Genomic DNA, 25,776 nt, shown 5'->3' with positions numbered 1-25,776 from the left:
TTACTCAGAAGTAAATTTACGACCGAGCAGGGAGTTGGACAATGGCCGACCGCTATCTGAACTTCACCGGTACCGGCCCCGGCCGGTTCCTGACCCGGCGCCTGGGCCTCCCGCAGCCGTCCGCGCTGCGCCGCTGGTCGGTCGAACGTCCTTCCCTGGAAGGGCCGTTGCTGCATCTCACCGTGGGCAAGGGCCTGCCGGGCCTGGACGAGGTCCTGGTCCGCACCGGCCTCACGCCGGGCGCCGAGAATCCCGCGGCGGTCGTGCTCGACGCGACCGGGGTCGACGACGTCGCGGGCCTCGCCGAAGTGCACGCGGCCCTGCACCCCGTGGTGCGCTCGGTGGCGGAGTCCGGGCGCGTGGTCGTCCTCGGGGCACCCCTTTCGGCGCAGGACCACCATCAGGCGGCGGCCCAGCAGGCGCTGGAGGGCTTCGTCCGCTCCCTCGGCAAGGAGCTCGGCCGGGGCCGTACGGCCACGCTGGTCCGGGTCGCGGACGGGGCCGGGGCCGGGGCGGCGGCCGCCGAGTCGACGCTGCGCTTCCTCCTCTCCCCCAAGTCCGCGTACGTGAGCGGACAGGTCATCGAGGTAGGCGCGACGGCGGAGACCGAGGCCCCGAACGACACGACCTCGAACGACACGATCCCGAACGACACGACCCGTCCCCTCTCCGGCCGGACCGCGCTCGTCACCGGGGCGGCGCGCGGCATCGGCGAGGCCGTCGCGGAGGTGCTCGCCCGGGACGGGGCGCATGTCGTCGTGCTCGACATCCCCTCCGCGCAGGGCGACTTGGTACGGGTCGCGGACCGGCTCGGCGGCACCGCGCTCCCCCTCGACATCACCGCCGACGACGCGGGCGAGCGGATCGCGGCGGCGCTCCCCGACGGCCTGGACGTCCTCGTCCACAACGCGGGCATCACCCAGGACCGCAAGCTCGCCAACATGGCCGCGGATCGATGGAGTCCGGTCCTCGACGTCAACCTGGCGAGCGTGCTGCGGACGACGGACGCACTGCTCGCGTCGGGGACGCTGCGGCGGGGCGGGCGGATCGTGGCGACGGCGTCGATCGCGGGCATCGCGGGGAACGTCGGCCAGACCAACTACGCGGCCAGCAAGGCGGGGATCATCGGCCTCGTCCGCTCACTCGCACCGCGCGCGGCCGCGGAGCACGGCGTGACCGTCAACGCGGTCGCCCCCGGCTTCATCGAGACGAAGATGACGGCGGCGGTCCCTCTCTTCATACGGGAAGCGGGGCGCCGTATGAACTCCCTTGCGCAGGGCGGGCTTCCGGTGGACGTCGCGGAGACGACGGCATGGCTGTCCCTTCCCGGGTCGGGCGGCGTGAACGGGCAAGTGGTCCGGGTGTGCGGGCAGTCGCTCCTGGGCGCGTGACCCTTCGGGCCGTCTTCGTCGCACCCTTACTCGGAGCCGGCCTTCCCCGCCGCTCCGCGCCGGCCCCCACCCGCCCACCTCATCCCTCTCACGCGAGGAAAGACCCATGCCCGGCACCGTCTCCCTCAGCACCCCTCCTTCTCTCCCACCCCTCCTCCTCCGCGGCGCCCTCCTCTCCCCCCTCAAGCACCCCCGCCCCGACGCCCAAGTCCCCCTCACCCGGCTCGTGTTGCCCGGGGTCCGGGTCCGGGAAAAGGATCTGTCCGCCTACGAACGCGTCTGCGGCTACCCCACCGACCGCTCCCCCGGCCAGGACGAACTCCCCGTCACCTACCCCCACATCCTCGGCTTCCCGCTCGCCATGCGCCTCATGGCCGCCCGCGCGTTCCCGCTCCCCCTCCTCGGCCTCGTGCACACCTCCATCGAGATCAGCCGGCACCGCCCCCTCCTCCCCACCGACGATCTCGAACTCACCTCATACGCCGAGCCCTTGCGGCCGCACCGACGCGGCACCGAGGCCACGCTCGTGACGGAGGTACGGACCGGCGGCACTCTGACATGGGAGTCCCGCTCCACATACCTGGCCCGGCACAAGACAACAGGCCCGGCACAGGAACCCGTAAAAGAAGAAGAGACACCCGTAAAGGAAGAAGCCCCCGCAGCAGAAGCGCTCCCCGCTCGCGCAGAGTGGCGCCTGGCGGGTGACCTCGGCCGCCGCTACGCCGCCGCCTCCGGGGACCACAACCCCATCCACCTGCACCCGCTGACCGCCCGCCTCTTCGGCTTCCCGCGCGCCATCGCCCACGGCATGTGGACCGTCGCCCGCTGCCTGGCCGAGTACGGGACGACGGGCCCGGGCCCGGTGCACGTACGCGCCGAGTTCAAGGCACCCGTGCTGCTGCCGGCCACGGTGACGTACGCGTCGGAGGGCCCCGCCTTCGAACTCCGCGGTGCCGAGCCCGACAAGAACGGCAAGGCCCGCGTCCACGTACGAGGGGAAGTCCTACCCCTCGACGGCCGCCGCCCCGGCGGCGGCCGGTGACCACCGCCGCCCCTCCATCAAGTTCCCCAGCCCCGCCCACGCGAAGTTCATGAGCGTCGCTGCCGCCTCCTTGGCCGACACCGAGGGATCCGTGTTGGCCCACCCGGCGAGGGACTCCGCGGCGCCGATGAGGGCCTGGGCGAGACCGGCGACCTCCCGCTCCCCGAGCGAGGGGTCGTCGTGCGCCTCCCGGGCCGCCGCCGCGATCAGCGAGGTCACGAACACCACGATCTCCTCGCGCATCACGGCGACCTCGGCGGCGAACGGCTCGCCGTGCGTGCGCGCCTGGCTGTGCAGCACCGCCCAGGCGTCGGGGTGCTCGGCGGTGTGCGCGAAGAAGGCGGTGAGCCCGCCCCACAGCTGCCGGTCGGCGGAGCCGTCGCCCGTCACCCCGGCGCGCACGGCGGCCACGAGAGCCGCGGCCTCCCGCCGGATGCAGGCGGTGAAGAGGTCTTCCTTCGAGTTCAGATACAGATAGACCAACGGCTTGGAGACGCCCGCGAGTTCGGCGATCTCGTCCATGGAAGCGGCCCGGTAGCCGCGCTGCCCGAAGGTCGTCACGGCGGCGTCGAGCATCTGCCGCTCCCGCACGGCCCGCGGCATCCGCTTCTGCCGCACCACCTGCTCCCGAGCCACCCCGACCGCCCCCTTGCTCCTGTACGTCCCGGTCACCAGCAAGCGTACGGTCATCGCCACGCCGTCCGGGCATGGCCGCACCCCGCACGACGGGAGTCCCGGGGGGGGGCCCCCCCCCGGGGCACAAAAGTGGGCTGGCAGCAAACATGCCCCGCACCCGGAACGAATCCGGGTGCGGGGCACGCTCACGAAATGAATCGAAACGAATCGTCGAATCGAATCGGGAAGAACGTCAGGCGGCGGCGGGCGCCACCCCGGGCTCATCCACCGGCGAAGACGAGGCGTGCTCGTACGCCTCCTTGTCGAGGATGTTCTCGCGGGCCGCGACGATCACCGGGACGAGGGCCTGACCGGCGACGTTCGTGGCCGTCCGCATCATGTCCAGGACCGGGTCGATCGCGAGGAGCAGGCCGACGCCCTCCATCGGCAGGCCGAGGGTGGACAGGGTCAGGGTCAGCATGACCGTGGCGCCCGTCAGACCGGCCGTGGCGGCCGAGCCGACCACCGAGACGAAGGCGATGAGCAGGTACTCCTTGATGCCCATCTGCACGTCGAAGATCTGCGCGACGAAGATCGCGGCGATCGCCGGGTAGATCGCGGCGCAGCCGTCCATCTTGGTCGTGGCGCCGAACGGCACCGCGAAGGACGTGTACTCCTTCGGCACGCCGAGGCGCTCGGTGACCTTCTGGGTCAGCGGCATGGTGCCGACCGAGGAGCGGGAGACGAAGGCCAGCTGGATCGCGGGCCAGGCGCCCTTGAAGAACTGCAGCGGGTTGACCTTGGCGACCGTCGCGAGCAGCAGCGGGTAGACGCCGAACATCACCAGGGCGCAGCCGATGTAGATGTCGGCGGTGAACGTCGCGTACTTGCTGATCAGGTTCCAGCCGTAGTCGGCGATGGCGAAGCCGATGAGGCCGACGGTGCCGATCGGCGAGAGCTTGATGACCCACCACAGGGCCTTCTGCAGCAGCGCCAGGATCGACTCGCTGAGGTCGAGGATCGGCTTGGCCTTCTCGTCGCCGATCTTGAGGATCGCGATGCCGGCGACGGCCGCCATGAAGACGATCTGCAGGACGTTGAGCTGGGTGAACGGCGTGATGACGTCGGTCGGGATGATCCCGGTGAGGAAGTCGATCCAGGAGCCGGTGTGCGCCGGCTTCGAGCCGTCCTTGGGGGTCAGGCCGGTGCCGGCGCCGGGGTTGGTGACCAGGCCGATGACGAGGCCGATGACCACGGCGATCAGCGAGGTGATCATGAACCAGAGGAGCGTGCGGGTCGCGAGCCGGGCGGCGTTGTTGACCTTACGCAGGTTCGTGATCGAGATGAGGATGGCGAAGAAGACCAGCGGGGCGACCGCGAGCTTCAGCAGGCCGATGAAGGTGTCGCCGACCTTGGAGAGGGTGGTGACGAGCCAGGAGACGTCCTGGCTGCGGGCGATCCAGCCGAGCAGGACACCCAGGACCAGACCGCCGAGGATCTGGGCCCAGAAGGGGAGCTTCAGAAACTTGGGTATCTGGAAGCCGGAGCCGCCGGACCCGGAGGTCTTGGGCTCGTCGGCAGGAGACGCGGAATTCGCGGACACGGAAACACTCCGGGTAAAGACGGGGGACGTGAGGAGCGGCGACCGCGAAGGGTCACGGGCGCCGCTGCAGTGCAGATGTCGAAGTCGTTCAGATGACGCGACACGCCGCGGACATGCAGCGGCAGAGGTCGACATGCAGGCGCGCCACGAGCGGGGGGCTCATGGCGTAGCGGTGCGCTGCTGCTGTCTTCATGTCGAACACGTTAACACTTGAACTTTGAGAACATCAAAGGTCTTGTTTGAGGCAAGAGATGCGCCAGCCACACGGCAGGACGGCTGGAAACGCGCGGTGCCCCGGCGCCGGAGCATCAGCTCCGGTGCCGGGGCACCGTGTGAGTGTGAGGAAGGTTACGGCGAGGCGGCCCTCGCCGTCGGCCGGTGGCTCTCGTCGGCGGCCGCTACGACCGGGCGGCGCGCGCCGCGTCGTCCGCGACGTCCTCCTGGCTGCGGTTGGCCTCGAGGTTCGCCTTGGCCCGGTCCACCTTCGCGACGACGGTCTCGGAGGCGCGGTCGCGCTCCTTGCGCAGGGCGACGTAGCTGATGGGCGCGGAGATCACCATGGCGAGCAGCAGGACCCACAGGAGGTTGGAGTCGCCGAGGCCGCGCGGCAGGATCTCGGCGTAGACAAGGCCCCAGACGACCAGGAAGCAACCCGCGAAGATCCCGAGGCGCATCAGCGTGTAGCGGAGCATGTCAATCCACTCTTCCGTTCCGAATTGGGCCCGAGTTGGACGAGCCTCTCCAGTGAAGCACGCGGGCCACCGCGCGAGGGAAGGGGGTGGGGGCTCTCACCGCGTGCGGCAGCACGACGGGGCTCTCACGCCAGCGGCAGCAGGAACGTGATGTCGTCGCGGTCGTCGCCCGGCGCCACCCGGATCATGCCGGGCGCCCGCCCGACCTCCTTGTAGCCGCACGAGGCGTAGAAGCGGTCGACGCCGATGCCGCCCCGGCAGGTGAGCCGGATCGCCTCGATCCCGTCGAGCCCGCGGGCGGAGTCCTCGACGGCCGCCATCAGGTCCCGCCCGTACCCCTTGCCCTGGTGCCTGGGGTGGACCATCACCGTGTAGAGCCAGATCCAGTGGCGCATCAGGCGGTGCGTGTTGTGGGTGAGGAAGGCGGTCGCGGCGACGGCGCCGTCCTCGTCATAGCCGACCAGGAGCCGGGTGCGGCCCTCGGCCATCGCGGCCAGGTGCTTCACGAACTCGGGCCGTATCTCGTCGGGCGTCGCGGGCGGTACGAAGCCGACGGCCCCGCCCGCGTTCGTGACGTCCGCCCACAGGGCGAGGACGCCGTCGCGCAGGTCGGGGCCGACGGGTGGGTCGAGCTGGAACGTCAGAGCCATGCGGTCCAGGCTCGCACGGCGCTCAGCCGCGCTCGGCCTGCGGGTCCTCGGACGCTCTTGCCCTGCGGGTCCTCAGGCGCGCAGGGCCTGCAGGTCCTCAGACGCGCATGGCCTGCGGGGTCTCGCGAAGGAGCGGGTCCGGGCCCTCGTACTCCCGGATCGCCTCGTAGCGGGTGTTGCGCTCGACGGGGCGGAAGCCCGCCTCGCGGATCAGGTCGAGCAGGTCCTCGCGGGTCAGCTTGTTCGGGGTGCCGAAGTTGTCCGCGTCGTGCGTGATCTTGTACTCGACGACCGAGCCGTCCATGTCGTCGGCGCCGTGCTGGAGCGCGAGCTGCGTGGTGTGCAGTCCGTGCATGACCCAGAAGACCTTGACGTGCGGGACGTTGTCGAACAACAGACGCGACACCGCGAAGGTCTTCAACGCCTCCGCGCCCGACGCCATCGTCGTACGCGCCTGGAGCTTGTTGCGGACCTTGCCGTCCTGCATGTCGACGAAGTCGTGCTGGTAGCGCAGCGGGATGAAGACCTGGAACCCGTTCGTCTCGTCCTGCAGTTCACGCAGGCGCAGCACGTGGTCGACGCGGTGGCGGGGCTCCTCGATGTGGCCGTACAGCATCGTGCACGGGGTCTTGAGACCCTTCTCGTGCGCGAGGCGGTGGATGCGCGACCAGTCCTCCCAGTGGGTGCGGTGGTCCACGATGTGCTGGCGGACCTCCCAGTCGAAGATCTCCGCGCCGCCGCCGGTGAGGGATTCGAGGCCGGCCTCGATGAGCTCGTCGAGGATCTCGCTCGCGCTCAGCCCCGAGATGGTCTCGAAGTGGTGGATCTCGGTGGCGGTGAATGCCTTCAACGACACGTTCGGGAGCGCCTTCTTGAGCTCGCTCAGCGAACGCGGGTAGTAGCGCCACGGCAGGTTCGGGTGCAGGCCGTTGACGATGTGCAGCTCGGTGAGGTTCTCGCCCTCCATCGCCTTGGCGAGGCGGACGGCCTCCTCGATGCGCATCGTGTACGCGTCCTTCTCGCCGGGCTTGCGCTGGAAGGAGCAGTAGGCGCAGGAGGCGGTGCAGACGTTCGTCATGTTGAGGTGACGGTTGACGTTGAAGTGGACGACATCGCCGTTCTTCCGCGTCCGCACCTCGTGCGCCAGGCCGCCGAGCCAGGCCAGGTCGTCGGACTCGTACAGGGCGATGCCGTCCTCGCGGGACAGCCGCTCCCCGGCCCGGACCTTCTCCTCCAGCTCACGCTTGAGCCCTGCGTCCATGCCCTTACGCCCCTACTTCTCCGCTGCCTACTGCTACCGACACAACTGCGCCCACCGTACGCCTTGGCCGCTACACCTCTTCGGGCAGCTCTCCGACGCGGTTCTCCCACTTCGTGGAGAGGACGATGGTGGTGCGGGTGCGGGAGACGCCCTTGGTGCCGCTGAGGCGGCGGATCGTCTTCTCCAGGCCGTCCACGTCGGTGGCGCGGACCTTGAGCATGTACGAGTCGTCGCCCGCGATGAACCAGCAGTCCTCGATCTCGTGCAGGTCCTTGAGGCGGCGCGCGACGTCCTCGTGGTCGGCGGCGTCGGAGAGCGAGATGCCGATGAGGGCGATGACGCCGAGGCCGAGCGAGACCGAGTCCACGGTGGCGCGGTAGCCGGTGATGACGCCGGCGGCTTCGAGGCGGTTGATCCGGTCCGTGACGCTGGGCCCGGAGAGGCCGACGAGCCGGCCGAGTTCGGCGTACGAGGCCCGGCCGTTCTCCCGCAGGGCCTGGATGAGCTGCCTGTCCACGGCGTCCATAGGTGCGATGCCTTTCATTATTCAGCGATACCGCGAGTCTATGTGTAGAATCTAAGGCGCGACAGGGTTTAAACCCTGCGAATCTCTCGAATTTTCAACCGATCAACAACGATCCTTCAGGAGTGAGCCACACCGTGTACTCGATCGAGATGGCCTACGCCCGTATGCGCGAGCTGCAGGACCTGGCCAACCGCTCGCGTGCCCACCAGACCGCCACCGCCGCGCGCAAGGGCCTCGGCCGCAAGCGCACCGCGAAGAAGCGGTAACCCCTTACGGGCGGGACGCCCTTCCGGGCCGACCCTCCTTACGAGCTGCGCGGGCCTCCCCCCAGCTCTCCCTCCCACCGGCGGTACAGCCGATGCGGCACCCCTGCCGCATCCAGCACCCGCCCGGCGACGAAGTCCACCAGATCCTGGATGTGCGTCGCCCCCGCGTAGAACGCCGGAGAGGCGGGCAGCACGATCGCGCCCGCCTCGTCCAGGCTCACCAAGTGCTTCAGCGTCTGGCCGTTCAGCGGAGTCTCCCGCACGGCGACGACCAGCTTCCGCCCCTCCTTGAGCGTCACGCTCGCCGCCCGCTGGAGCAAGTCCTTCGAGAGCCCGAGCGCCACCCCCGCCACACAGGCCGTGGACGCGGGCACGATCAGCATCCCTTTCGCCGGATACGAGCCCGACGAGGGTCCCGCGGCCAGGTCACCGGCCGCCCAGTACCGCACGCCGCTCACGTCGACGTCGAACGTGCCCGGCTTCCCGTCCGCGCCGTGTTCCAGCCACTGGACGAGATCGTCCTGCCAGTGGGCGTCGCGGAAGGAGATCCCCGTCTCGTCCAGCAGCGTCAGGCGCGAGGCGCGCGAGACGACGAGGTCGACGCTCTCCCCCGCCGCGAGCAGCGCCCGCAGAACCGCCGCGGCATACGGGGTCCCGGAGGCGCCCGACACCCCCACGATCCAAGGCTTACGCTCTGTATCTCCTGCGTTCACGCTGTGAGCCTAGACGGTCAGGCCGCGCACGAGCAGATCGAGCAGCGCGCAGACGAAGAGTGCGATGCCGATGAAGCCGTTGACCTGGAAGAACGCCCGGTTGAGGCGGGACAGGTCATGGGGCTTCACGATCGTGTGCTCGTAGAGGAAGGCACCGGCGACGATCACCAGGCCCAGCCAGAAGAAGGCGCCCGCGTCCGTGGCGACCGCGTACCAGACGAACAGCGCCGTGGTCACGAGGTGGCAGCCGCGCGCACCGCGGATGGCGGCCGGAATGCCGAAGCGCGCGGGCACCGACATGACGCCGATCTCGCGGTCCGTCTCCACGTCCTGGCAGGCGTAGATCAGGTCGAAGCCGCCGATCCACACGCCGACCGCGAGCCCGAGGATCACCGCGTCCCACGACCACGAACCGGTGATCGCGATCCAGGCGCCGACCGGGCCGATCGCCTGGGCGAGGCCGAGGATCGCCTGCGGGAAGTTGGTGAACCGCTTGCCGTACGGATAGACCACCATCGGGATCACCGCGAGCGGCGCGAGCGCCAGGCAGAGCGGGTTGAGGAGAGCGGCCGCGCCGAGGAAGACGACGAGCGCGATGAGCGCCCCCGTCCACGCGGACTTCACCGACACCGCGCCCGTGACGAGTTCGCGGTGGGCGGTCCGCGGGTTACGGGCGTCGATCTCGCGGTCGATGATGCGGTTCGCGGCCATGGCGAAGGTGCGCAGCCCGACCATGCAGACCGTGACGAGCAGCAGCCGCCCCCAGTGGATGTTCCTGTCCCCCTGGAACATCGCGGTGAGCGAGGCGATGTAGGCGAAGGGCAGCGCGAAGACCGAGTGCTCGATCATGACGAGGCGCAGGAAGGCGCGAACCTTGCTGTCCGGCTGCGCGGGGCCGGGGCCGAGGACTTCTGCGGCACTCATCACGAGAGCCCGTACTCAGGATCACCTCCGCAGTGGCGGGGAAACCCCGGCACCGCGCAGTCGTCCCTCATCGTGTCAGTACGGCTCACAGCCCGTATTCCTTCCACCGCTTCGTCACCAATTCGTGTGTCTCCGGGTCGGACAGGACCATCTCGGGCCAGCCGCCGTCCCGGGTGTAGCCCTCCTCGGGCCACTTCTTCGTCGCGTCGATGCCCGCCTTGCCGCCCCAGAACTGCTGGTACGAGGCGTGGTCGAGGTGGTCGACCGGGCCTTCGACGACGGTGAGGTCACGGGCGTAGTCGGTGTTCCCGAGCGCACGCCACGACACCTCGTGCAGATCATGCACGTCACAGTCCTTGTCCACGACCACGATCAGCTTCGTCAGGGACATCATGTGCGCGCCCCAGATCGCGTGCATCACCTTCTGGGCGTGCTTGGGGTACTTCTTGTCGATCGAGACGATCGCGCAGTTGTGGAAGCCGCCGGACTCGGGCAGGTGGTAGTCCACGATGTCCGGGACGATGATCTTGAGGAGCGGCAGGAAGAACCGCTCCGTGGCCCGCCCGAGCGGACCGTCCTCCGTCGGCGGCCGGCCGACCACGATCGACTGCAGCAGCGGCCGCTTCCGCATCGTCACGCAGTCGATCTTCAGGGCGGGGAAGGGCTCCTGCGGGGTGTAGAACCCGGTGTGGTCCCCGAAGGGCCCTTCGGGAAGCATCTCGCCCGGCTCCAGCCACCCCTCGATGACGACCTCGGCGTTGGCGGGCACCTGGAGCGGGACCGTCTTGCAGTCGACCATCTCGATGCGCTTGCCCTGGAGGAAGCCCGCGAGGAAGTACTCGTCGATGTCGCCGGGCAGCGGCGCCGTGGACGCGTACGTGACGGCGGGCGGACACCCGAAGGCGATGGCGACGGGCAGCTTCTCCCCGCGCCGCGCGGCCACCTGGTAGTGGTTGCGGCTGTCCTTGTGGATCTGCCAGTGCATGCCGATGGTGCGCTTGTCGTGGCGCTGGAGGCGGTAGAGCCCGAGGTTGCGGATGCCCGTGTCGGGGTCCTTGGTGTGGGTGAGCCCCAGGTTGAAGAAGGAGCCGCCGTCGTCCGGCCACGTGAAGAGCGCGGGCAGCCGGTCCAGGTCGACGTCGTCGCCGTGCAGGACGACTTCCTGGACGGGGGCGTTGTCGGACTTCACCTTCTTCGGCGGTACGTGGGTCATGGCGCCGAGCTTTCCGAACGCCTCGCGGACGCCGACGAAGCCGTGCGGGAGCTCGGGCCTGAGCAGGCCGCCGATCTTGTCGCTGATCTCTCCGTACGACTTCAGGCCGAGGGCCTTGAGCAGGCGGCGGTCGGTGCCGAAGACGTTCATCGCCAGGGGCATCGCGGAGCCCTTGACGTTCTCGAAGAGCAGGGCGGGGCCGCCCGCCTTCTGCACCCGGTCGACGATCTCACCGACCTCCAGGTAGGGGTCGACCTCGGCCTTGATGCGCTTGAGATCGCCCTCGCGCTCCAGTGCGCGGAGCAGAGAGCGAAGATCGTCGTAAGCCATGCGTTCCAGTATGCCGGGGCGCGCTTTTCCCCAATCCCACCCCTTCCCGAATCCGCCGACTCCGTCGGCCCTGGGGCACCCGTTATCGCCGCTGACGCGGCTCGTCCTCAAGCGCCGGCCCACCCGCCCATAGGGATAGCCCGTCCGGCGCTTGAGGACGAGGCCGTCCAGGCCGAAAAGGGGGGTCTAGGGGCAAAGCCCCAGGAAGGGCGCCCCAGGGCGACGGAGTCGCCGTTTCGGGAAGGGGCGGGACTGGGGAAAAAGGAACCCCGTAGGGTCGGCCGCATGCTTCTGTGGCTCAACGGACCCTTTGGCGGCGGCAAGACCCAGACAGCGCACGAGATCCGGCGGCGCCTGCCCGGCAGCGTCATCTGCGACCCCGAAGAGGTCGGCTTCGGGCTCCACCGCATGACCCCCCGCCCCCTCCGCGCCGACTTCCAGGACCTCCCCGCCTGGCGCCAGAGCGTCTACGAGGTCCTCGACCTCGCCCTCACCAAGCACCCGGGCCCCGTCATCGCCCCGATGACCGTCGTGGAGCCCGGCTACTTCCAGGAGACCGTCGGCCGGCTGCGCGAACGCGGCCACGACGTACGCCACTTCGCCCTCCTCGCCGAACGCGAGACCGTCCTGCGCCGGCTCCGCGAACGCGGCTTCGGGCACGTCGCCCGCGTCCTGGGCGGCAAGGACGCGCCCCTGCGCCGCGAGAGCTTCGCCGTCGCCAAGCTCGACCTGTGCCTGGAGCGGCTGCGCGGCGCCGAGTTCGCCGAGCAGGTGTGGACCGACCACCGCTCCGTGCCCCGCGTCGCCGAGCACATCGCCACCGCCTCCGGCCTCACGCTCACCCCGAACACGGACGGCCCGCTGCGCGCCCGCGTCCGGCGGGCCTGGACCGGGGTCAAGCACATCCGGTTCCTCTGACGGCGAGAGCTACCCTGGCCGGGAGGCACACACCGTCGCCGTCCTTGTCACCGTCCTTGTCGCCGTTCACGTCACCGGATCTCTGGGGGATCGCGCCACATGCTCCGCTACCTGCCGTTCCTGCTGGTCCTGGCGCTGTGGATCTATGCCTTCATCGACTGTCTGAACACCCCTGAGGAAGAGGTCAAGGGCCTGCCGAAGGTGGCCTGGGTCTTCATCGTGCTGCTCTTCGGCGAAGTGCTCGTGGGGCCCGTCGCCTGGCTCGTGGCGGGCAAGAAGCGGGCCACCGCCACCGGGGGCGGCAGCGGCGCCCGCGGCCGCCGCTGGGTCGCGCCCGACGACAACCCCGAGTTCCTCAAGTCGCTGCGGGACGACAAGCCCAAGCCCGAGGAGTCCTAGTGGAGCTGCGGCTTCTCGTCACCTTCGAGAAGGTCGCCACCGTCCTCAGCTTCACGCAGGCCGCCGCCGACCTGAAGTACGCCCAGTCCAGCGTGACCAGCCAGATCCGGGCCCTGGAGTCGGACCTCGGGACCGAGCTCTTCGACCGGCTCGGCAGCCGCATCCGGCTGACCGAGGCGGGCGAGCGCCTCCTCCCGTACGCGCGACAGCTCATCGAACTCGCCGACGAGGCACGGGCCGCGGCCGTCGGCGCCGAGGAGCCGTCCGGCACCCTCGCGGTGGGCACGATGGAGTCCCTGACCTCCTACCGGCTGCCGCCGCTGCTCGAGCTCTTCCACCACCGCTACCCCGGCGTGCGGCTCGCGCTGCGCACGACCATCGGCGACGCGACGAAGGAGGCGCTGCGCCGGGGCACGTACGACGTGGGCTTCCTGATGGAGCGGGAGCGCGAGCACCCCGGCCTCGCGACCGAGGTGCTCGCCGAGGAGCCGCTCGCCCTGGTCGCCGCCCCCACGCACCCGCTGGCGGGGCGCGAGACGGTGACGGCGCGGGAGCTGACGCGGGTCGCGCTCCTTGCCACCGAGCCGGGCTGCGCGTACCGCGACCTCTTCGAGCAGGAGCTCAACTCCCTTGTCCCGCACGGGGTCTCCTTCATGGAGTTCGGCACGATCGAGGCGACGAAGCAGGGGGCGGCGGGCGGGCTGGGTGTGGCGCTGCTGCCCGCCGTGACGGTCGCCCGTGAGCTGGCGGACGGGACACTCGTCCGGCTCGGCTGGGAGCCGCCGTTCACGCTGTGGACGCAGCTCGCGTGGCGGTCCGGGAAGCGTCTTCCGGCCCATGCGCGACTGTTCGTGGAGCAGGCCGTGCGGCTCGTGCGGGAGCAGGGTTCGCCCCCCGCGCCAGGGTCACCTTGAGGCTCGCCGCGATGATCAGCGGGACGCCGAGCGCCTGGACGAGGCCGATGTGGTGCCCGTACACCGCCCAGTCGGCGACCATCGCGACCGCCGGGTAGGTGAAGGCGAGCACGGCGATCTTCGAGGTCGGCAGCTTCACGTACGCGGCGTACATCAGGACGTACATGAGGCCGGTGTGGATCACGCCGAGCCCGGCCAGCCACGCCCAGCCCGTGCCCGTCCCGCCCATCGCGTCGAAGTCGGTGAAGGGCAGCAACAGCGGTATGCCGACGAGGACTTGGACGAGGGCGACCAGGTGCGGGCGGACCCCCGTGACGCGCTTGGTGACGAGCGTCGACAGGGCGTAGAGGACGGCGGCGAGCAGGGCCAGGCCGATGCCCGCGAGCGACGCCGTGTCTCCTGGGCGCACCCCGGAGACCAGGACGAGCCCCGCGAACGCGACCGCCAGCCAGCCGAGTTGGAAGCGGCTGAGGCGCTCGCGGAAGACCAGGGCGCTCAGCAGGACCAGGAAGAAGGGCTGTGTGTGGTAGACGACGGTGGCCAGGGAGATCGACGTCGCCTCGTACGCCTTGAAGAGGAACACCCAGTTGAAGACGATGAACACGCCGCCGAGCGCGGCGAGTCCGGCCTTCTTGAGGGTGAGGCCGTGGTCGCGGAAGTAGCCGCGGGCGAACGCGTACGCGCCGAGGGCGAGGGCGCCGAACAGGACGCGGAAGAAGACGACGTTGAAGGCGGCGGCCCCGGACTCGACGACGAAGATGCCGAGGGTGCCGGACAGGGCCATGGCGGCGGTGAGTTGGAGGGTGCCCGTGCGCTCACCGCTGGGGTTCGTCGAAGCCGAAGTCGAGGTCATGGCAGGAACGTACGAGCGGGCATCGTGCCTGGTCCACGCGCCAGTGGGGCGTTCTGCCGATGGGGCGATCGGCGCCGTCGATGAGGGCTGGTCACCGGCGTGGGCGCGACCTCGGTCAGGGTGACCGTGGTGGCGGCGGGGCCTGACATGCTGCCCGCGCGGGCAGCATGTCAGGCATGAGCAGCAGCCCCGCCCCGCGCCCGCCCCGCGTCCCCACCATCGACCTGCGGCCCTGGCTCTCCGGTGCCGCAGGCGACCGCCGCACGACCGCGCGGACCGTCGACGACGCCCTGCGCACCGCCGGGTTCCTCCTCGTCACCGGGCACGGCGTCGACCCGGACCTGCGGGCCCGCATCCGCGCCTGCGCCCGCTCCTTCTTCCGTCTCCCGGAGGCGGCGAAGCGCCCGTACGCCGTGCAGGTCGGCGCCCGCGGCTGGCTCGGCCCCGGCGCCGAGGCCAACAGCTACGCGGAGGGCACGCCCGCGCCGCCCGACCTGAAGGAGTCCCTGTCCTTCGCGGCGGACCAGCCCACGGGCGACCCAGCGGTGGACGCGGAGTGGTTCGCGCCCAACACCTGGCCGCGTGAAGTCCCGGAGCTCCAGGGCCTGTTGGAGACCTACCTCGCCCAGATGCGCGAGCTCTCCGACCACCTCCTCGAACTGCTCGCCGCCGCGCTCGGCGAGCCCGAGGACTTCTTCACCCGGCACACGGGCCACCCCACCTGGGGCTTCAACATCAACTGGTATCCGGGCCGGGAGCGGGTCGGCGAGCCCGAGCCGGGCCAGTTCCGGATCGGCCCGCACACCGACTTCGGCACGGTCACGGTCCTGGACCGGCAGGCGGGCCGGGGCGGGCTCCAGGTGTTCACGGACGAGGGCGGCTGGGAGGATGCCCCGTACGACCCCGAGGCGTTCACGGTCAACATCGGTGATCTGATGGCCCGTTGGACGGGCGGCCGCTGGCAGTCGGGCCGCCACCGCGTCCTGCCGCCCCCGGCGGAGCTGCCCGCGGAGGAGCTGATGTCACTGGTCTACTTCTACGAGTGCGACCCGGGGACGGACGTACGGGGCGTGGACTCGCACACGTATCTGCGGGCCCAGCTGGACGCGATCGCCGTGGCGCCGGAGGGTTAGTCCGCCTCGTACCCGGCCCGCAGCTCCCGCCACCTGTCCAGGCTCCACCCCGACCAGTCCTTCGGGCGGCCCGCCAGCGCGTCCGCCAGGAACTCGAAGTGGTTGTGCCACCCGGCCAGGCAGTCGAGGCGCAGGGCGTCGTCGCCCTCGAACTCGTTGGTGAAGCGGACCGTGGTGCCCCCGGCGGCCGACGGCTCCAGGTGGAAGCGGCAGCGGCCGTGCAGGTCGATCGTGTACTCGGCGACGCGCTCCACGTCCCAGGCCGTGACCTGTCCGCTGTGGCTCGCGGCCTCGTCCCCGTTGAGCCAGCGCAGTGTGACGGCGCCGCCGAGCCGAGGCTCCAGCACGTCGGCGGCGGCCAGCCACTCCGGGAGCCCGCCCGGAGTGGCCACCGCCGCCCAGACCTTCTCCACAGGCTGGGGAAGGTTCAGCGTGAAGTGCAGGGTCTGGGTCCGCGTGCTTCCCTGTGCACTTCCCTGCGTGCGGCTTGTGCCCTTTTCGATGGTTTCGGTCATAGGCCAAGGGTGCCCCAAAGGGGCGCCCTGTCAGGGCCGCTGACCCGCCTTGTCGACGACGATGCGCTCCAGCACCGCGGTCGAGGCGAGGACCTTCCCCTTCTTGCCGAAGGGCTTGTCCTCGGTCAGGACCTCACGTTCGCCGAGGTACTTCTTCGTCTCCTTGTCGAAAATCAGCTCCTGGCGGCTCCCGTCGTCCTCCCACGCGATGGCGATCCCGTGCCGCCCCGAGGCGTCCACCGCGTCCTCGACCAGTTCGACGCCGGGGATCTCCGTGGCGGCGAGGTACAGGGCCGCGGCCTGCTTCGACGGCATCAGGGACTCGCGGATGAGGTCGCCCACGACGACGAACGGCTTCCCGTTCGAGTTCTCGTCAGCGATCCTGTTCAGCCAGTCCCGCATGTTGACCGGGTCGGTCGGCAGCTTCTGCAGGTTGCGGTAGTAGTCGTCGTCCTCCAGCAGCGGCAGCTCCGGCTCCATGCGGTCATGACGGTGGCCGCTCACGGGTTCGTGCAGCATTCCCGTGTGCCTGCCGTCGACCGACTCCCAGAACTCCCTCACGTGCAGGGGCTCGCGCGCCCCGTCCGACGAGTAGCTCACCTTGCTCTTGATGTAGACGAACTGGTCGTCGCGGAGCTTGGGTTCGGGGCTGCGCTTCGCCGCCTCCGCGATCTCCTCCAGCATCTTCACGGTCTCCTTCGACGGCGCCGCCTGCGCGGACTGGTCGCCGAACGGCGAGGCGACGAGGACGCCCGCCACGGCCGCGGCGGCCAGCGCGGTCGCCGCGATGCCCGACCGCAGCCAGACCTTCTTGTTCTTCTTCGGCGACATGAACTTCTTCGGCGAAGCCTCGGGTGCGATGGCCTCGCTCTGCCGGATCTCGGTCAACAGGTGCTCCCTGAGCGCGCGATGACGGCCCGGCGGAAGCTCCCTCTCGGGTACGTCGTTCATCGGCTTCCCTCCCTGATGGGCCTGACCGCTCCTCTGCGGTCCTCTCTCATCTGTCCGCGCCCGACGGGCGGTTCCAGCTCTTTTGTAGCTTTCGCCAGCTTCTTCCGCGCCCGGGAGAGCCGGGATCTGACCGTCCCGACCGGCACCCCGAGCGCCTCGGCGGCCGCCGCGTAGTCGAGCCCCGACCAGACGCACAGCGCGAGCACCTCCCGCTCGGGGCGGCGCAGGGCAGCCAACGCCGCCCGTACGAGCGCCAGTTGCTCCTTGTCGTCGAGGCGCCCCGCGACCTCGTCGGCGAAGTCGTCGACGGACTCCTCGCGCGGCAGCCGGGCGACGGCGGCCGCGTGTCTGCGGGCGGCCCTGCGGCTGTTGCGGGTCACGTTCGTCGCGACCCCGAGCAGCCACGGCCGCAGCGAGCCGCCTTCCGTCTCCACCCGGCCGCGCATCCGCCACGCCTCCAGGAAGGTCAGCGACACGATGTCCTCGGCCGCCGACCACTCCCCCGTGAGCCGGTAGGCATGGTTGTAGACGGAGCGCGCGTACGCGTCGAAGAGCTCACCGAAGGCGTCGGCGTCCCCGTCCCTGATCCGGGCGCGCAGGACCTGGTGCGCCGGATCTCCTGGACCTCCTGGATCCCCCTGATTCATCTCCACACCCCCTTGCTGTCCGTACGACACAGGCCGGTTCCCGTGACCTGGGTCACAGGAACCGGCCTGTCCGGCACGGCAGTTGGGGCTACACCCCCGCGTACGAGTGCTTGCCCGTCACGAAGATGTTGACGCCGTAGTAGTTGAACAGCCAGCAGCCGAAGGCGATCAGGGCCAGGTAGGCGGCCTTGCGGCCCTTCCACCCGGCGGTGGCGCGGGCGTGCAGGTAGCAGGCGAAGGCCACCCACGTGATGAACGACCAGACCTCCTTGGGGTCCCAGCCCCAGTAGCGGCCCCAGGCGTCGCCCGCCCAGATCGCGCCCGCGACGATCGTGAACGTCCACAGCGGGAAGACCGCCGCGTTCACGCGGTAGGAGAACTTGTCGAGGGAGGCCGAGGAGGGCAGCCGCTCCATGACGGAGGTGGCGAAGGTGCCGGGCTTGCCGCCCTTCATCAGCTTCGTCTCGTAGCTGTCCTTGAAGAGGTAGAGCAGGGCCGCGACGCCGCCCACGTAGAAGACCGCGCCGCAGAAGATGGCCGTCGAGACGTGGATCCACAGCCAGTACGAGTGCAGGGCCGGCACCAGCTGGTCGCTGGCCGTGTAGAGGACGGTGACCGCGAGGCCGAGGTCGAGCAGGACCGTGGTGACCAGGGGAAGGCCGAGCCAGCGGACGTTCTTCTTCAGGAGCATCAGGCCGAGGTAGACGCCGACGGCCACCGTGGAGAAGGTGATGTTGAACTCGTACATGTTGCCCCACGGCGCGCGCTGCACCGACAGGGCGCGGGTGAGGACCCCGCCGAACTCGACGAGGAACGCGAGCACCGTGAGCGAGACGGCGATCCGGCCGTACAGGTCGCCCTGCTCGTCGCCGCCCGACGCACCGGGCCCGTCCGGGACGTCGCCCCGGCTGCCCGCGGCCGTCCGCGTCACGACCTTGGGCCGCTCCAGGACGGCGGTGCCGCCCTTGGCGGACTTCACGGTCACGGCGGGGCCTGCGGCCGCCCCCTCCTCCGCCGTGGCGGGGGTCAGCGCGGCCGCGGTGCGGGCGACCTTGCTGCGGCTGCCGAAGAGCCACTCCGCCATGTGCGCGAAGAAGGCCAGGAGGTAGACGGCCATCGCGGAGTAGATCAGCACGTTGCTGATGTGCGCGAGGTTCTCGTTGGTTTCGGCGGCGAGATTCACTTCTCAGCCCCTTCGGCAGGAACAACTGGAGGGTTGTCGGGGGTGGAGTCCTTGGAGTCCGTGGAGTTCTCGGAACCCTCGGAGTCCTTGGAGTCCTTGGCTTCGGGCTCCGGCTCGGGTGCGCTCGGCGCCCGCTCGTGGAGGTGTGCGGCGAGCTCGGACAGCTCCTCGGGGAGCTTCGCCGACTCGCTGCGGCCGAGCCCGGCCATCTCGACGACGGTCACGCCGTCATCGCCGGTACGGGCCCGCACCCAGACGCGGCGGCGCTGGATGAAGAGCGACCCGGCAAGGCCCAGGATCGCGGCGACCGCGCCGGACAGCGCCCAGCCGGTGCCGGGCTGCTGGGAGATCTGGAAGGTCGCCCACTGCTTGATGTCCTTCTCGAAGGTGATCGAGCCGGCGCCGTTCGGGAGCTTCAGGGTCTCCCCGGGCCGCAGCCGATCCTTGAGCAGCTGGCCCTTGGAGTCCTTGAACTTCTCCATCTTCTTCGTGTCCAGCTGGTACACGTTCTGCGGCAGGCCCGAGTCCACGCCCAGGCTGCCGTGGTACGCGGACAGGGCGAGCACCGGGTACTTCAGGGCCGGGAACTGCGAGAACATCTGGCCCTTGCCCGTACCCGCGAACGTCGGCACGAAGAAGGCGTTGAAGCCGAGCTGCTCGTCCTTGCCGTTCTTGTCCTTGTAGCCGTCGAGGACCTTGATGGCGCCGGTGGACGTCACGTTCGAGTCGATCGGGAGCAGCGGCACCGACGCCTTGTAGACGACCTTGCCGCGCCCGTCCCGGACGGTGACCGTGGGTGCGTAACCGTGCCCGATGAGATAGACCTTCGAGCCGTCGACCTCAAGGGGCTTGTTGGACTCGATGCCCTTCTTCTTCTCGGCGCCGTCCGCGCCCTCGCTGTAGGAGACGTTGGCCCGGTAGGTGCGGGGCGTGCCGCGCTGGGGGCCCGTCTCCTCGTACGTGCCCTCGAACTTGTCGAGCTTGAAGCTGAAGGGCGCGAGGTTCTGGGTGTCGAAGAGGCTGCCGGACTTGAAGTTGTCGTACTGGGTGAGGGTGTTGGAGAACCCGTCGCCCTCCACGACCAGCTTCTGGCCCTCGGACTTGAACAGCTGCCCGGCCGCGAAGGCGATCAGCAGCACGATCAGGGCGACGTGGAAGGCCAGGTTCCCGGCCTCGCGCAGATAGCCCTTCTCGGCGGCGACGGCGTCGCCCTCGGCGTGGGTGCGGAAGCGGCGCTCCTTGAGCATCGTGAGGGCGGCCTCGCGGACCTGCTCGGGCTCGGCCTCGGTGCGCCACGTCGCGTACGCGGGCAGGCGCGTGAGCCGCTTGGGGGCGCCCGGCGGGCGGCTGCGCAGCTGGCCGACGAACTGCCAGGTGCGCGGCACGATGCAGCCGATGAGCGAGACGAACAGCAGGATGTAGATCGCCGAGAACCACACCGAGCTGTAGACGTCGAAGAGCTGCAGCTTGTCGTAGAGCGGCGCGAGCGTGGAGTGCGCGGCCTTGAAGTCCTGGACCTTGAGCTCGTCGACGCTGTTCTGCGGGATCAGCGAGCCGGGGATCGCGCCGAGCGAGAGCAGGAAGAGCAGGATCAGGGCGACCCGCATCGAGGTGAGCTGCCGCCAGAACCAGCGGACCCAGCCGACCACCCCGAGCGAGGGCAGCTTGACCTCTTCCTGGGGGGCGGTGGAGAGCTGGGCACCGGCGGCGCCGAGGTCGTCGGCGCTCTCGCTCGGGGCGCCTGCCGCGTCCGTCTGGGGCGTGGTGTCGGTCTTGCTCATGGATCAGATCCCCACCGTGTAGCCGTTGGACCAGACTTGCATCTGCTGCACGATGCTGTCCCACACCCCGGTGACGAGGAGCAGGCCGGTCGCGATCATCATGATGCCGCCGATCCGCATCACCCAGACGTAGTGCCGCTTGATCCAGCCGAACGCGCCGAGCGCCTTGCGGAAGGCGACCGCCGCGAGCACGAACGGGATGCCGAGCCCCAGGCAGTACGCGACGCCGAGGATGGCCCCGCGCGTCGGGTTGGCGCCGTCCAGGGCGAGCACGTTGACCGAGGCGAGCGTCGGGCCGATGCACGGCGTCCAGCCGACGGCGAACAGCGCACCCAGTATGGGGGCGCCCGCGAGCCCCGCGGCGGGCTTCTTGTGGAAGCGGAACTCACGCTGGCTCAGCCAGGGCATGAGCCCCATGAAGAAGACGCCGAGCAGGATCATCACGACGCCGAGCACCCGCATGATGGTGCTCTGGTTCTCCTTCACGGACTGCCCGAGGGCGCCGAAGAAGACGCCCGTCGGCACGAAGACCGCGGTGAAGCCGAGCACGAAGAGCCCGGCCCCTGCGGCCATCCGGCCCCGCTTGGCCTCCGCCAGGTCGGTGCCGCTGACCCCCGTCACATACGACAGGTAGCCGGGCACCAGCGGGAGGACGCAGGGCGAGAAGAAGGAGACGAGGCCGCCGAGGACGGCGACCGGGATCGCGAGCAGCAGTGCGCCGCTGAGGATGGTCTGGTTCGGTTCGCCCACCGCGGCGGCGAGCGTCAGTGCGCCGGCCACGCCGCTCACTTCTCCGCGATCAGCGGGTCGATCATCTTGTGCAGCTTCTCCGCGTCGAGCGGCTGCTGCGAGCGCGCCGCGACCCGGCCGTCCCGGTCGAGGACGATCGTCGACGGGATGAAGTTCGGGTTGAGCGTGCCCCGGGGGAAGCGCAGCATCAGCTTGCCCATGGGGTCGTGCAGGCTCGGGTACGGGATGTCCTTCGCCTTCTCGAAGGCGAGCGCCGGGCCCTTGTCGTTGTCGCGGGTGTTGATGCCGACGAACTCGACGCCCTTGGCCTTGGTCTCGTTCGCCACCTTCGCGAAGTTCGGCGCCTCGGCCCTGCAGGGCGGGCACCACGAACCCCAGACGTTCAGCACGACGACCTTGCCCTTGTAGTCGGCGATGTCGAGGTGCTTGCCCTCGAGGGTGGTGCCCTCGATCTTCGGGCCCGGGGTGCGCGCGCTCTTCTTGACGGTGGACAGGCCGTCCGTGCCGGTCACGAAGTTGGTGTTCCCGGAGCCGCCCGACGTGCCGCCCGAACCGCAGGCGGACAGGGTCAGGGCGGCGACCGCGGCCCCGGCGGTCAGCAGGACTGCGCGGCCGCGGCGACTGTTATTGCTGCGGCTGCTACTGCGATGCGAGCTGTGGGGGGCGCGGCAGGCGGCACTCATGTGAAAAGTTTCGCATGCCCGTTTCGGGGATCTTCGACGCCCCCCGCACTAGCGGAAAGTCCCATTTCAGACCGTGTTTTGAGGCCACGTTTTCAGGCCGCGTTCTTCAGCCCGTTCCAGCCACCCGTGGGAGCGGTGCCGACCTCGAGCTTCTGCCAGGCCGCGAGCACCGCGGGGTCCTGGGCGTCGAGCCAGTCCACGAACTGCTTGAAGGAGACCATGCGGACGTCCTTCTTGCCGGCCATGCCCTTCAGCGCCTCCTCGACCGCATCCATGTAGATGCCGCCGTTCCACTCCTCGAAGTGGTTGCCGATGAAGAAGGGCGCGCGGTTCGTCGTGTAGGCCCGCTCGAATCCCTTGAGGTACGCCTCGGTGGCCTGCTTGCGCCAGCCCGGGTAGTTGGCCGGCGGGGCCTTCGTCGAGTTCTTCGACTGGTTGGCGAGGATGTTGTAGTCCATCGACAGGACCTCGAAGGAGTGGCCCGGGAAGGGCACCGCCTGCAGCGGCAGGTCCCAGACGCCCATCTTCTTCTCGGGCCAGCGCTGACGGCCGCCCGGCGAGGACGCGTCGTAGCGCCAGCCGAGCTTCTTGGCGGTCGGCAGCAGGTTGTTCTGGCCGAGCAGACAGGGGGTGCGGCCGCCGACGAGCTCCTTGTCGTAGTCGAAGGGCAGCGAGGGCAGATCGCTCCAGCCCGTGTTCGTGCGCCACTTCTTGACGAAGGACTTCGCCTGGTCGATCTCCGACTGCCATTGCGCGGACGTCCAGTTGGCGACGGATCCGGTGCCCGCGCAGAAGTGCCCGTTGAAATGCGTGCCGATCTCATGGCCCTCGAGCCATGCCTGACGCACGTACTTCAGCGTCTCCTTGATGTGACCGTCGGTGAGATAACCGATGTCGGAGGCGCCGACCGCGTTGTTCGGCGGACGGTAGAGGCGCTTCTTGGACTCGGGCAGCAGATAGAGCCCGGAAAGGAAGAAGGTCATCCGCGCGCCGTGATCCTCGGCGAGCTTCAGAAAGCGCGGGAACAGGCCATTGCCGACCTCGCCGGCACCGTCCCAGGAAAAGATCACGAACTGCGGCGGCTGCTGGCCGAGTTCGAGGCGCTCCGGCTTGTCGGGCTGATTCGGCTGCTTCCCGGTGTACGACGTCGAGCCGTCCCCGATGGGCTTGCCCGAGCGCTCCTGGCCGCCCGCGCCCTCCTTGCCGCCGTTGGCCTTGCCCGCGGGGGACGCCGAGTCGCCGCCGGAGCCGCAGCCGGCGAGGCCGAGAGCGGCTGCCGCTCCCACGCCGAGCCCGATCGCTCCCCGGCGGCTCATCACCCCGCGCCTTGCCGTGTGGTTGTCCCCGTGGTTGTCGCGCATTCCATCCCCATTCGTCGCGCCCCTGGGTCCTGGCCGACCGGCCTTTTCAGGCCATGCAAGCCGGACAACCAGTTAGAGGGCGCGACGAACACGGGGGTTCCGACAAGTCGCACATATTTAGCGGTAATTGGCGGTATGGGACGTTGAGTCGCCTTTTGGCTACACAGGGTTCACACAGCTAGGCATGTGTCACACGTATCTCACCGTGATCGCACCACGGCCGTCACGCGCCGAACGCCTTGCTCTTCCCCTTCACCGGCTTGGCACCCGCCAGGAGATGAGACGGCACGAGATCACGTGCCGGTTCCGTGTATCCGACGGAGACGATTTTGTCGCCGCGGTACGTGAAGGTGGTCAGCGAGGCCAGGGTGCACTGCCGCTTGCGCGGGTCGTGCCACAGCCGCCGCTTCTCGACGAAGCTGCGCACGATCCAGATCGGCAGCTGATGGCTCACGCACACCGCCTCGTGGCCGCGCGCCGCGTCCTTCGCCGCGTCCAGGGCGCCCATCATCCGCACGACCTGCTCGATGTACGGCTCGCCCCAGGAGGGCTTGAAGGGGTTGACGAGGTGCTTCCAGTTCTCCGGGTTCTTCAGGGCGCCGTCGCCCACCCCGAAGGTCTTGCCCTCGAAGACGTTGGCGGCCTCGATGAGCCGCCCGTCCGTGGCGAGGTCGAGCCCGTGCACCTTGGCGATCGGCGTCGCCGTCTCCTGCGCCCGGTCCAGGGGCGAGGCCACGACGTGCGTGACGTCGCGCTGCGCGAGGTGCTCGGCGACCCGGTCGGCCATCTGCCGCCCCAGCTCGGAGAGGTGATAGTCCGGCAGGCGCCCGTAGAGGATCCCCTCCGGGTTGTGCACCTCGCCGTGGCGCATCAGATGGACGACGGTCAGGTCGTCACTCTTCGCCCCGCTCATGCGGTGGCCTCCTCGGTGGCTTCGGCTGCCGCGCGGGCGGCGGCGGGCAGGGCGGCGGCGATGCGCTCGATCGCCCGCTCGTCATGGGCGGTGGACACGAACCAGGACTCGAAGGACGACGGCGGCAGATAGACGCCCTGCGACAGCATCGAGTGGAAGAAGGCGGTGAAGCGGAACGACTCCTGCTTCTTGGCGTCCTCGTAGCTGCGCACGTCCTGGTCGGTGAAGAAGACCGAGAACATGTTGGAGGCGTTCTGCAGCCGGTGCGCGACGCCCTCCTTGGCGAGCGCCTCCGTCACGAGCGTGCGGATCCGCAGGCTGACCGCGTCCACCTTCTCGTACGCGGCGTCGTCGAGCAGCCGCAGCTGGGCGAGGCCGGCGGCGGTCGCGACGGGGTTACCGGAGAGCGTGCCCGCCTGGTAGACGGGGCCCGCGGGCGCGAGGTACGCCATCACGTCGGCCCGACCGCCGAAGGCCGCGGCCGGGAAGCCGCCGCCCATGACCTTGCCGAACGTCATGAGGTCGGGCGTGACCCCGTCGACACCGAACCAGCCGGCCTTCGAGGTGCGGAAGCCGGTCATCACCTCGTCCGAGATGTACAGCGCGCCGTTCTTCGCGCACGCCTGCTTGAGCCCCTCGTTGAAACCGGGCCCCGGCGGCACGACGCCCATGTTGCCCGGCGACGCCTCCGTGATGACGCACGCGATCTCGCCGGGGTTGGCGTGGAAGGCGGCGTGCACGGCCTCCAGATCGTTGTACGGAAGCACGATCGTGTCGCCCGCCTGGGCGCCCGTGACACCGGGGGTGTCGGGCAGGCCGAGGGTGGCGACGCCCGACCCCGCCGCGGCGAGCAGCGCGTCCACGTGGCCGTGGTAGCAGCCGGCGAACTTGATGACCTTGGCGCGGCCGGTAAAGCCGCGGGCGAGCCGGATCGCCGACATCGTCGCCTCGGTACCGCTGGAAACCAGCCGCACCTGCTCGACCGGCGCGATCCGCGCGACGATCTCCTCGGCGAGCGCGACCTCGCCCTCACCAGGCGTACCGAAGGAGGTGCCGCGCGCGACGGCCTCCTGCACGGCGGCGATGACCTCGGGGTGGGAATGGCCGAGAATCATCGGCCCCCACGAACACACGAGGTCGACGTACTCACGGCCGTCGGCATCCGTCAGATACGGACCGGTACCGGACACCATGAAACGGGGCGTACCGCCCACCGCGCGGAACGCGCGCACGGGAGAGTTCACACCGCCGGGCGTCACGGCCGCCGCACGGTCGAAAAGAGTCTGCGAAACTGGGGCGCTATACGGGAAGCTCACACGAGCCATGGTCTCAGAGGGTCCGGGCTTCCTGCGGACAGGTGTTTCACCCCACGTTTTAGCGGGTGACGGTGGGGGAGGTCACTGACACGATGATCGGGTTGCACGGCGGGGGCCTCGCGGCCTAGAAAATGCAGGGGCCGCGCGCCCTGGAAAAGCAGTCGGGTGGAGATATGCATCGCGGTGGCGGCGGACTGGGCGAGGGGACCGACGACCTGGAACCGCGGCGTGCC

The 25,776-nt window shown here is 69.7% G+C and carries 26 protein-coding genes and 1 pseudogene; 7 read left to right on the top strand and 20 right to left on the bottom strand.

The features are described from left to right. Positions 1-41: 41 nt before the first annotated feature. Both ACFWYM_RS03840 and ACFWYM_RS03835 read left to right on the top strand, forming a co-directional pair. Positions 42-1,391 carry a 3-oxoacyl-ACP reductase gene (locus ACFWYM_RS03840; protein ID WP_384829555.1) on the top strand — a complete coding sequence of 450 codons (1,350 nt, stop codon included), beginning with the start codon at positions 42-44 and terminating at the stop codon, positions 1,389-1,391. Positions 1,392-1,497: 106 nt separating this feature from the next. Further along, positions 1,498-2,433 carry a MaoC family dehydratase gene (locus ACFWYM_RS03835; protein ID WP_384829553.1) on the top strand — a complete coding sequence of 312 codons (936 nt, stop codon included), beginning with the start codon at positions 1,498-1,500 and terminating at the stop codon, positions 2,431-2,433. Here the strand turns inward: ACFWYM_RS03835 and ACFWYM_RS03830 are convergent. From ACFWYM_RS03830 to ACFWYM_RS03805, 6 genes are all read right to left on the bottom strand, one after another. Beyond that, positions 2,395-3,036 (bottom strand): TetR/AcrR family transcriptional regulator, encoded by a 642-nt coding sequence (locus tag ACFWYM_RS03830; protein WP_384830131.1) that lies wholly within the window; start codon positions 3,034-3,036, stop codon positions 2,395-2,397. The genes ACFWYM_RS03835 and ACFWYM_RS03830 overlap by 39 nt on opposite strands. A 265-nt stretch (positions 3,037-3,301) precedes the next feature. Then, entirely contained in the window at positions 3,302-4,651 is a 1,350-nt protein-coding gene (locus ACFWYM_RS03825) for a dicarboxylate/amino acid:cation symporter (protein ID WP_384829551.1), read from the bottom strand. Positions 4,652-5,049: 398 nt separating this feature from the next. After that, complete coding sequence (locus tag ACFWYM_RS03820) at positions 5,050-5,343, bottom strand: DUF4229 domain-containing protein (protein ID WP_384829549.1); 294 nt, start codon at positions 5,341-5,343, stop codon at positions 5,050-5,052. Positions 5,344-5,468: 125 nt separating this feature from the next. Beyond that, positions 5,469-5,993 carry a GNAT family N-acetyltransferase gene (locus ACFWYM_RS03815; RefSeq protein ID WP_384829547.1) on the bottom strand — a complete coding sequence of 175 codons (525 nt, stop codon included), beginning with the start codon at positions 5,991-5,993 and terminating at the stop codon, positions 5,469-5,471. Between the two features lie 97 nt (positions 5,994-6,090). Further along, the gene (mqnE, locus tag ACFWYM_RS03810) at positions 6,091-7,254 is read right to left on the bottom strand and encodes an aminofutalosine synthase MqnE (RefSeq protein ID WP_384829545.1); all 1,164 of its coding nucleotides are present in this window, start codon (positions 7,252-7,254) and stop codon (positions 6,091-6,093) included. 70 nt (positions 7,255-7,324) lie between these two features. Next, on the bottom strand, positions 7,325-7,780 hold the full coding sequence (locus tag ACFWYM_RS03805; RefSeq protein ID WP_384829543.1) for an Lrp/AsnC family transcriptional regulator: 456 nt from the start codon (positions 7,778-7,780) through the stop codon (positions 7,325-7,327). 122 nt (positions 7,781-7,902) lie between these two features. Here ACFWYM_RS03805 and ACFWYM_RS03800 point away from each other — a divergent pair, with 122 nt between their 5' ends. After that, complete coding sequence (locus ACFWYM_RS03800) at positions 7,903-8,046, top strand: hypothetical protein (RefSeq protein WP_384829541.1); 144 nt, start codon at positions 7,903-7,905, stop codon at positions 8,044-8,046. Between the two features lie 38 nt (positions 8,047-8,084). Here the strand turns inward: ACFWYM_RS03800 and ACFWYM_RS03795 are convergent, their stop codons facing one another. The 3 genes from ACFWYM_RS03795 to ACFWYM_RS03785 all read right to left on the bottom strand — a co-directional run bounded on the left by ACFWYM_RS03795 (position 8,085) and on the right by ACFWYM_RS03785 (position 11,226). After that, entirely contained in the window at positions 8,085-8,723 is a 639-nt protein-coding gene (locus ACFWYM_RS03795) for a UbiX family flavin prenyltransferase (protein ID WP_384829540.1), read from the bottom strand. 45 nt (positions 8,724-8,768) lie between these two features. Further along, positions 8,769-9,683 (bottom strand): menaquinone biosynthesis prenyltransferase MqnP, encoded by a 915-nt coding sequence (gene mqnP, locus ACFWYM_RS03790; protein WP_384829538.1) that lies wholly within the window; start codon positions 9,681-9,683, stop codon positions 8,769-8,771. A gap of 85 nt (positions 9,684-9,768) precedes the next feature. Next, complete coding sequence (locus tag ACFWYM_RS03785) at positions 9,769-11,226, bottom strand: menaquinone biosynthesis decarboxylase (protein ID WP_384829536.1); 1,458 nt, start codon at positions 11,224-11,226, stop codon at positions 9,769-9,771. 285 nt (positions 11,227-11,511) lie between these two features. Here ACFWYM_RS03785 and ACFWYM_RS03780 point away from each other — a divergent pair, with 285 nt between their 5' ends. The 3 genes and pseudogenes from ACFWYM_RS03780 to ACFWYM_RS03770 form a co-directional block, all read left to right on the top strand. Next, positions 11,512-12,144 (top strand): AAA family ATPase, encoded by a 633-nt coding sequence (locus tag ACFWYM_RS03780; RefSeq protein ID WP_384829534.1) that lies wholly within the window; start codon positions 11,512-11,514, stop codon positions 12,142-12,144. Between the two features lie 99 nt (positions 12,145-12,243). Then, positions 12,244-12,543 carry a PLD nuclease N-terminal domain-containing protein gene (locus ACFWYM_RS03775; protein WP_384829532.1) on the top strand — a complete coding sequence of 100 codons (300 nt, stop codon included), beginning with the start codon at positions 12,244-12,246 and terminating at the stop codon, positions 12,541-12,543. Continuing rightward, positions 12,543-13,430, top strand: a pseudogene (locus tag ACFWYM_RS03770) (LysR family transcriptional regulator); the annotation flags it as partial. The gene ACFWYM_RS03775 and the pseudogene ACFWYM_RS03770, both read left to right, overlap by 1 nt. On the opposite strand, the gene ACFWYM_RS03765 reads toward ACFWYM_RS03770, so the two are convergent. Further along, entirely contained in the window at positions 13,330-14,310 is a 981-nt protein-coding gene (locus ACFWYM_RS03765) for a DMT family transporter (protein ID WP_384829530.1), read from the bottom strand. The pseudogene ACFWYM_RS03770 and the gene ACFWYM_RS03765 overlap by 101 nt on opposite strands. A gap of 176 nt (positions 14,311-14,486) precedes the next feature. Here ACFWYM_RS03765 and ACFWYM_RS03760 point away from each other — a divergent pair, with 176 nt between their 5' ends. After that, entirely contained in the window at positions 14,487-15,443 is a 957-nt protein-coding gene (locus tag ACFWYM_RS03760) for an isopenicillin N synthase family dioxygenase (protein WP_384829528.1), read from the top strand. On the opposite strand, the gene ACFWYM_RS03755 is transcribed toward ACFWYM_RS03760, so the two are convergent. The 10 genes from ACFWYM_RS03755 to hemL form a co-directional block, all read right to left on the bottom strand. After that, positions 15,440-15,958, bottom strand: coding sequence for an SRPBCC domain-containing protein (locus tag ACFWYM_RS03755; protein WP_384829526.1), 519 nt, complete (start codon positions 15,956-15,958; stop codon positions 15,440-15,442). The two genes, ACFWYM_RS03760 and ACFWYM_RS03755, sit on opposite strands and share 4 nt — an antisense overlap. A gap of 30 nt (positions 15,959-15,988) precedes the next feature. Further along, a complete protein-coding gene (locus tag ACFWYM_RS03750; protein WP_384829525.1) occupies positions 15,989-16,909 on the bottom strand; it encodes a CU044_5270 family protein in 921 nt (306 codons plus the stop codon). Further along, positions 16,906-17,556: an RNA polymerase sigma factor gene (locus ACFWYM_RS03745; RefSeq protein ID WP_384829523.1), complete on the bottom strand. Its 651-nt coding sequence runs from the start codon at positions 17,554-17,556 to the stop codon at positions 16,906-16,908. The genes ACFWYM_RS03750 and ACFWYM_RS03745 overlap by 4 nt, the downstream gene beginning before the upstream one ends. Before the next feature lie 88 nt (positions 17,557-17,644). Beyond that, positions 17,645-18,739, bottom strand: a complete 1,095-nt coding sequence (ccsB, locus tag ACFWYM_RS03740; RefSeq protein WP_384829520.1) for a c-type cytochrome biogenesis protein CcsB — start codon at positions 18,737-18,739, stop codon at positions 17,645-17,647. Next, the gene (locus tag ACFWYM_RS03735) at positions 18,736-20,520 is read right to left on the bottom strand and encodes a cytochrome c biogenesis protein ResB (RefSeq protein ID WP_384829518.1); all 1,785 of its coding nucleotides are present in this window, start codon (positions 20,518-20,520) and stop codon (positions 18,736-18,738) included. The genes ccsB and ACFWYM_RS03735 overlap by 4 nt, the downstream gene beginning before the upstream one ends. Positions 20,521-20,523: 3 nt before the next feature. Further along, a complete protein-coding gene (locus ACFWYM_RS03730) occupies positions 20,524-21,309 on the bottom strand; it encodes a cytochrome c biogenesis CcdA family protein (protein WP_384829516.1) in 786 nt (261 codons plus the stop codon). After that, positions 21,306-21,953 (bottom strand): TlpA family protein disulfide reductase, encoded by a 648-nt coding sequence (locus ACFWYM_RS03725; RefSeq protein WP_384829514.1) that lies wholly within the window; start codon positions 21,951-21,953, stop codon positions 21,306-21,308. Before ACFWYM_RS03725 ends, ACFWYM_RS03730 begins: the two co-directional genes overlap by 4 nt. Positions 21,954-22,045: 92 nt before the next feature. Further along, positions 22,046-23,269 (bottom strand): hypothetical protein, encoded by a 1,224-nt coding sequence (locus tag ACFWYM_RS03720; protein ID WP_384829512.1) that lies wholly within the window; start codon positions 23,267-23,269, stop codon positions 22,046-22,048. A gap of 268 nt (positions 23,270-23,537) precedes the next feature. Beyond that, on the bottom strand, positions 23,538-24,227 hold the full coding sequence (locus ACFWYM_RS03715) for a histidine phosphatase family protein (protein ID WP_384829510.1): 690 nt from the start codon (positions 24,225-24,227) through the stop codon (positions 23,538-23,540). Next, complete coding sequence (hemL, locus tag ACFWYM_RS03710; RefSeq protein WP_384829508.1) at positions 24,224-25,552, bottom strand: glutamate-1-semialdehyde 2,1-aminomutase; 1,329 nt, start codon at positions 25,550-25,552, stop codon at positions 24,224-24,226. Before hemL ends, ACFWYM_RS03715 begins: the two co-directional genes overlap by 4 nt. Positions 25,553-25,776: the final 224 nt, after the last annotated feature.

The sequence above is a fragment of the Streptomyces sp. NPDC059009 genome, from assembly GCF_042740175.1.
In the GTDB taxonomy this organism is placed as follows: Bacteria; Actinomycetota; Actinomycetes; order Streptomycetales; family Streptomycetaceae; genus Streptomyces.
Note: the sequence above shows the minus strand (reverse complement) of the source record. Positions and strands in the feature narration are given on the sequence as shown.

Coding starts and splice junctions, on each gene's coding strand:
- ACFWYM_RS03840 (WP_384829555.1), top strand. CDS start 42: ATGGCCGACCGCTATCTGAACTTCACCGGTACCGGCCCCGGCCGGTTC.
- ACFWYM_RS03835 (WP_384829553.1), top strand. CDS start 1,498: ATGCCCGGCACCGTCTCCCTCAGCACCCCTCCTTCTCTCCCACCCCTC.
- ACFWYM_RS03830 (WP_384830131.1), bottom strand. CDS start 3,036: ATGCCGCGGGCCGTGCGGGAGCGGCAGATGCTCGACGCCGCCGTGACG.
- ACFWYM_RS03820 (WP_384829549.1), bottom strand. CDS start 5,343: ATGCTCCGCTACACGCTGATGCGCCTCGGGATCTTCGCGGGTTGCTTC.
- ACFWYM_RS03815 (WP_384829547.1), bottom strand. CDS start 5,993: ATGGCTCTGACGTTCCAGCTCGACCCACCCGTCGGCCCCGACCTGCGC.
- mqnE (WP_384829545.1), bottom strand. CDS start 7,254: ATGGACGCAGGGCTCAAGCGTGAGCTGGAGGAGAAGGTCCGGGCCGGG.
- ACFWYM_RS03805 (WP_384829543.1), bottom strand. CDS start 7,780: ATGGACGCCGTGGACAGGCAGCTCATCCAGGCCCTGCGGGAGAACGGC.
- mqnP (WP_384829538.1), bottom strand. CDS start 9,683: ATGAGTGCCGCAGAAGTCCTCGGCCCCGGCCCCGCGCAGCCGGACAGC.
- ACFWYM_RS03785 (WP_384829536.1), bottom strand. CDS start 11,226: ATGGCTTACGACGATCTTCGCTCTCTGCTCCGCGCACTGGAGCGCGAG.
- ACFWYM_RS03780 (WP_384829534.1), top strand. CDS start 11,512: ATGCTTCTGTGGCTCAACGGACCCTTTGGCGGCGGCAAGACCCAGACA.
- ACFWYM_RS03775 (WP_384829532.1), top strand. CDS start 12,244: ATGCTCCGCTACCTGCCGTTCCTGCTGGTCCTGGCGCTGTGGATCTAT.
- ACFWYM_RS03765 (WP_384829530.1), bottom strand. CDS start 14,310: ATGACCTCGACTTCGGCTTCGACGAACCCCAGCGGTGAGCGCACGGGC.
- ACFWYM_RS03760 (WP_384829528.1), top strand. CDS start 14,487: ATGAGCAGCAGCCCCGCCCCGCGCCCGCCCCGCGTCCCCACCATCGAC.
- ACFWYM_RS03755 (WP_384829526.1), bottom strand. CDS start 15,958: ATGACCGAAACCATCGAAAAGGGCACAAGCCGCACGCAGGGAAGTGCA.
- ACFWYM_RS03750 (WP_384829525.1), bottom strand. CDS start 16,909: ATGAACGACGTACCCGAGAGGGAGCTTCCGCCGGGCCGTCATCGCGCG.
- ACFWYM_RS03745 (WP_384829523.1), bottom strand. CDS start 17,556: ATGAATCAGGGGGATCCAGGAGGTCCAGGAGATCCGGCGCACCAGGTC.
- ACFWYM_RS03735 (WP_384829518.1), bottom strand. CDS start 20,520: ATGAGCAAGACCGACACCACGCCCCAGACGGACGCGGCAGGCGCCCCG.
- ACFWYM_RS03725 (WP_384829514.1), bottom strand. CDS start 21,953: ATGAGTGCCGCCTGCCGCGCCCCCCACAGCTCGCATCGCAGTAGCAGC.
- ACFWYM_RS03720 (WP_384829512.1), bottom strand. CDS start 23,269: ATGAGCCGCCGGGGAGCGATCGGGCTCGGCGTGGGAGCGGCAGCCGCT.
- ACFWYM_RS03715 (WP_384829510.1), bottom strand. CDS start 24,227: ATGAGCGGGGCGAAGAGTGACGACCTGACCGTCGTCCATCTGATGCGC.
- hemL (WP_384829508.1), bottom strand. CDS start 25,552: ATGGCTCGTGTGAGCTTCCCGTATAGCGCCCCAGTTTCGCAGACTCTT.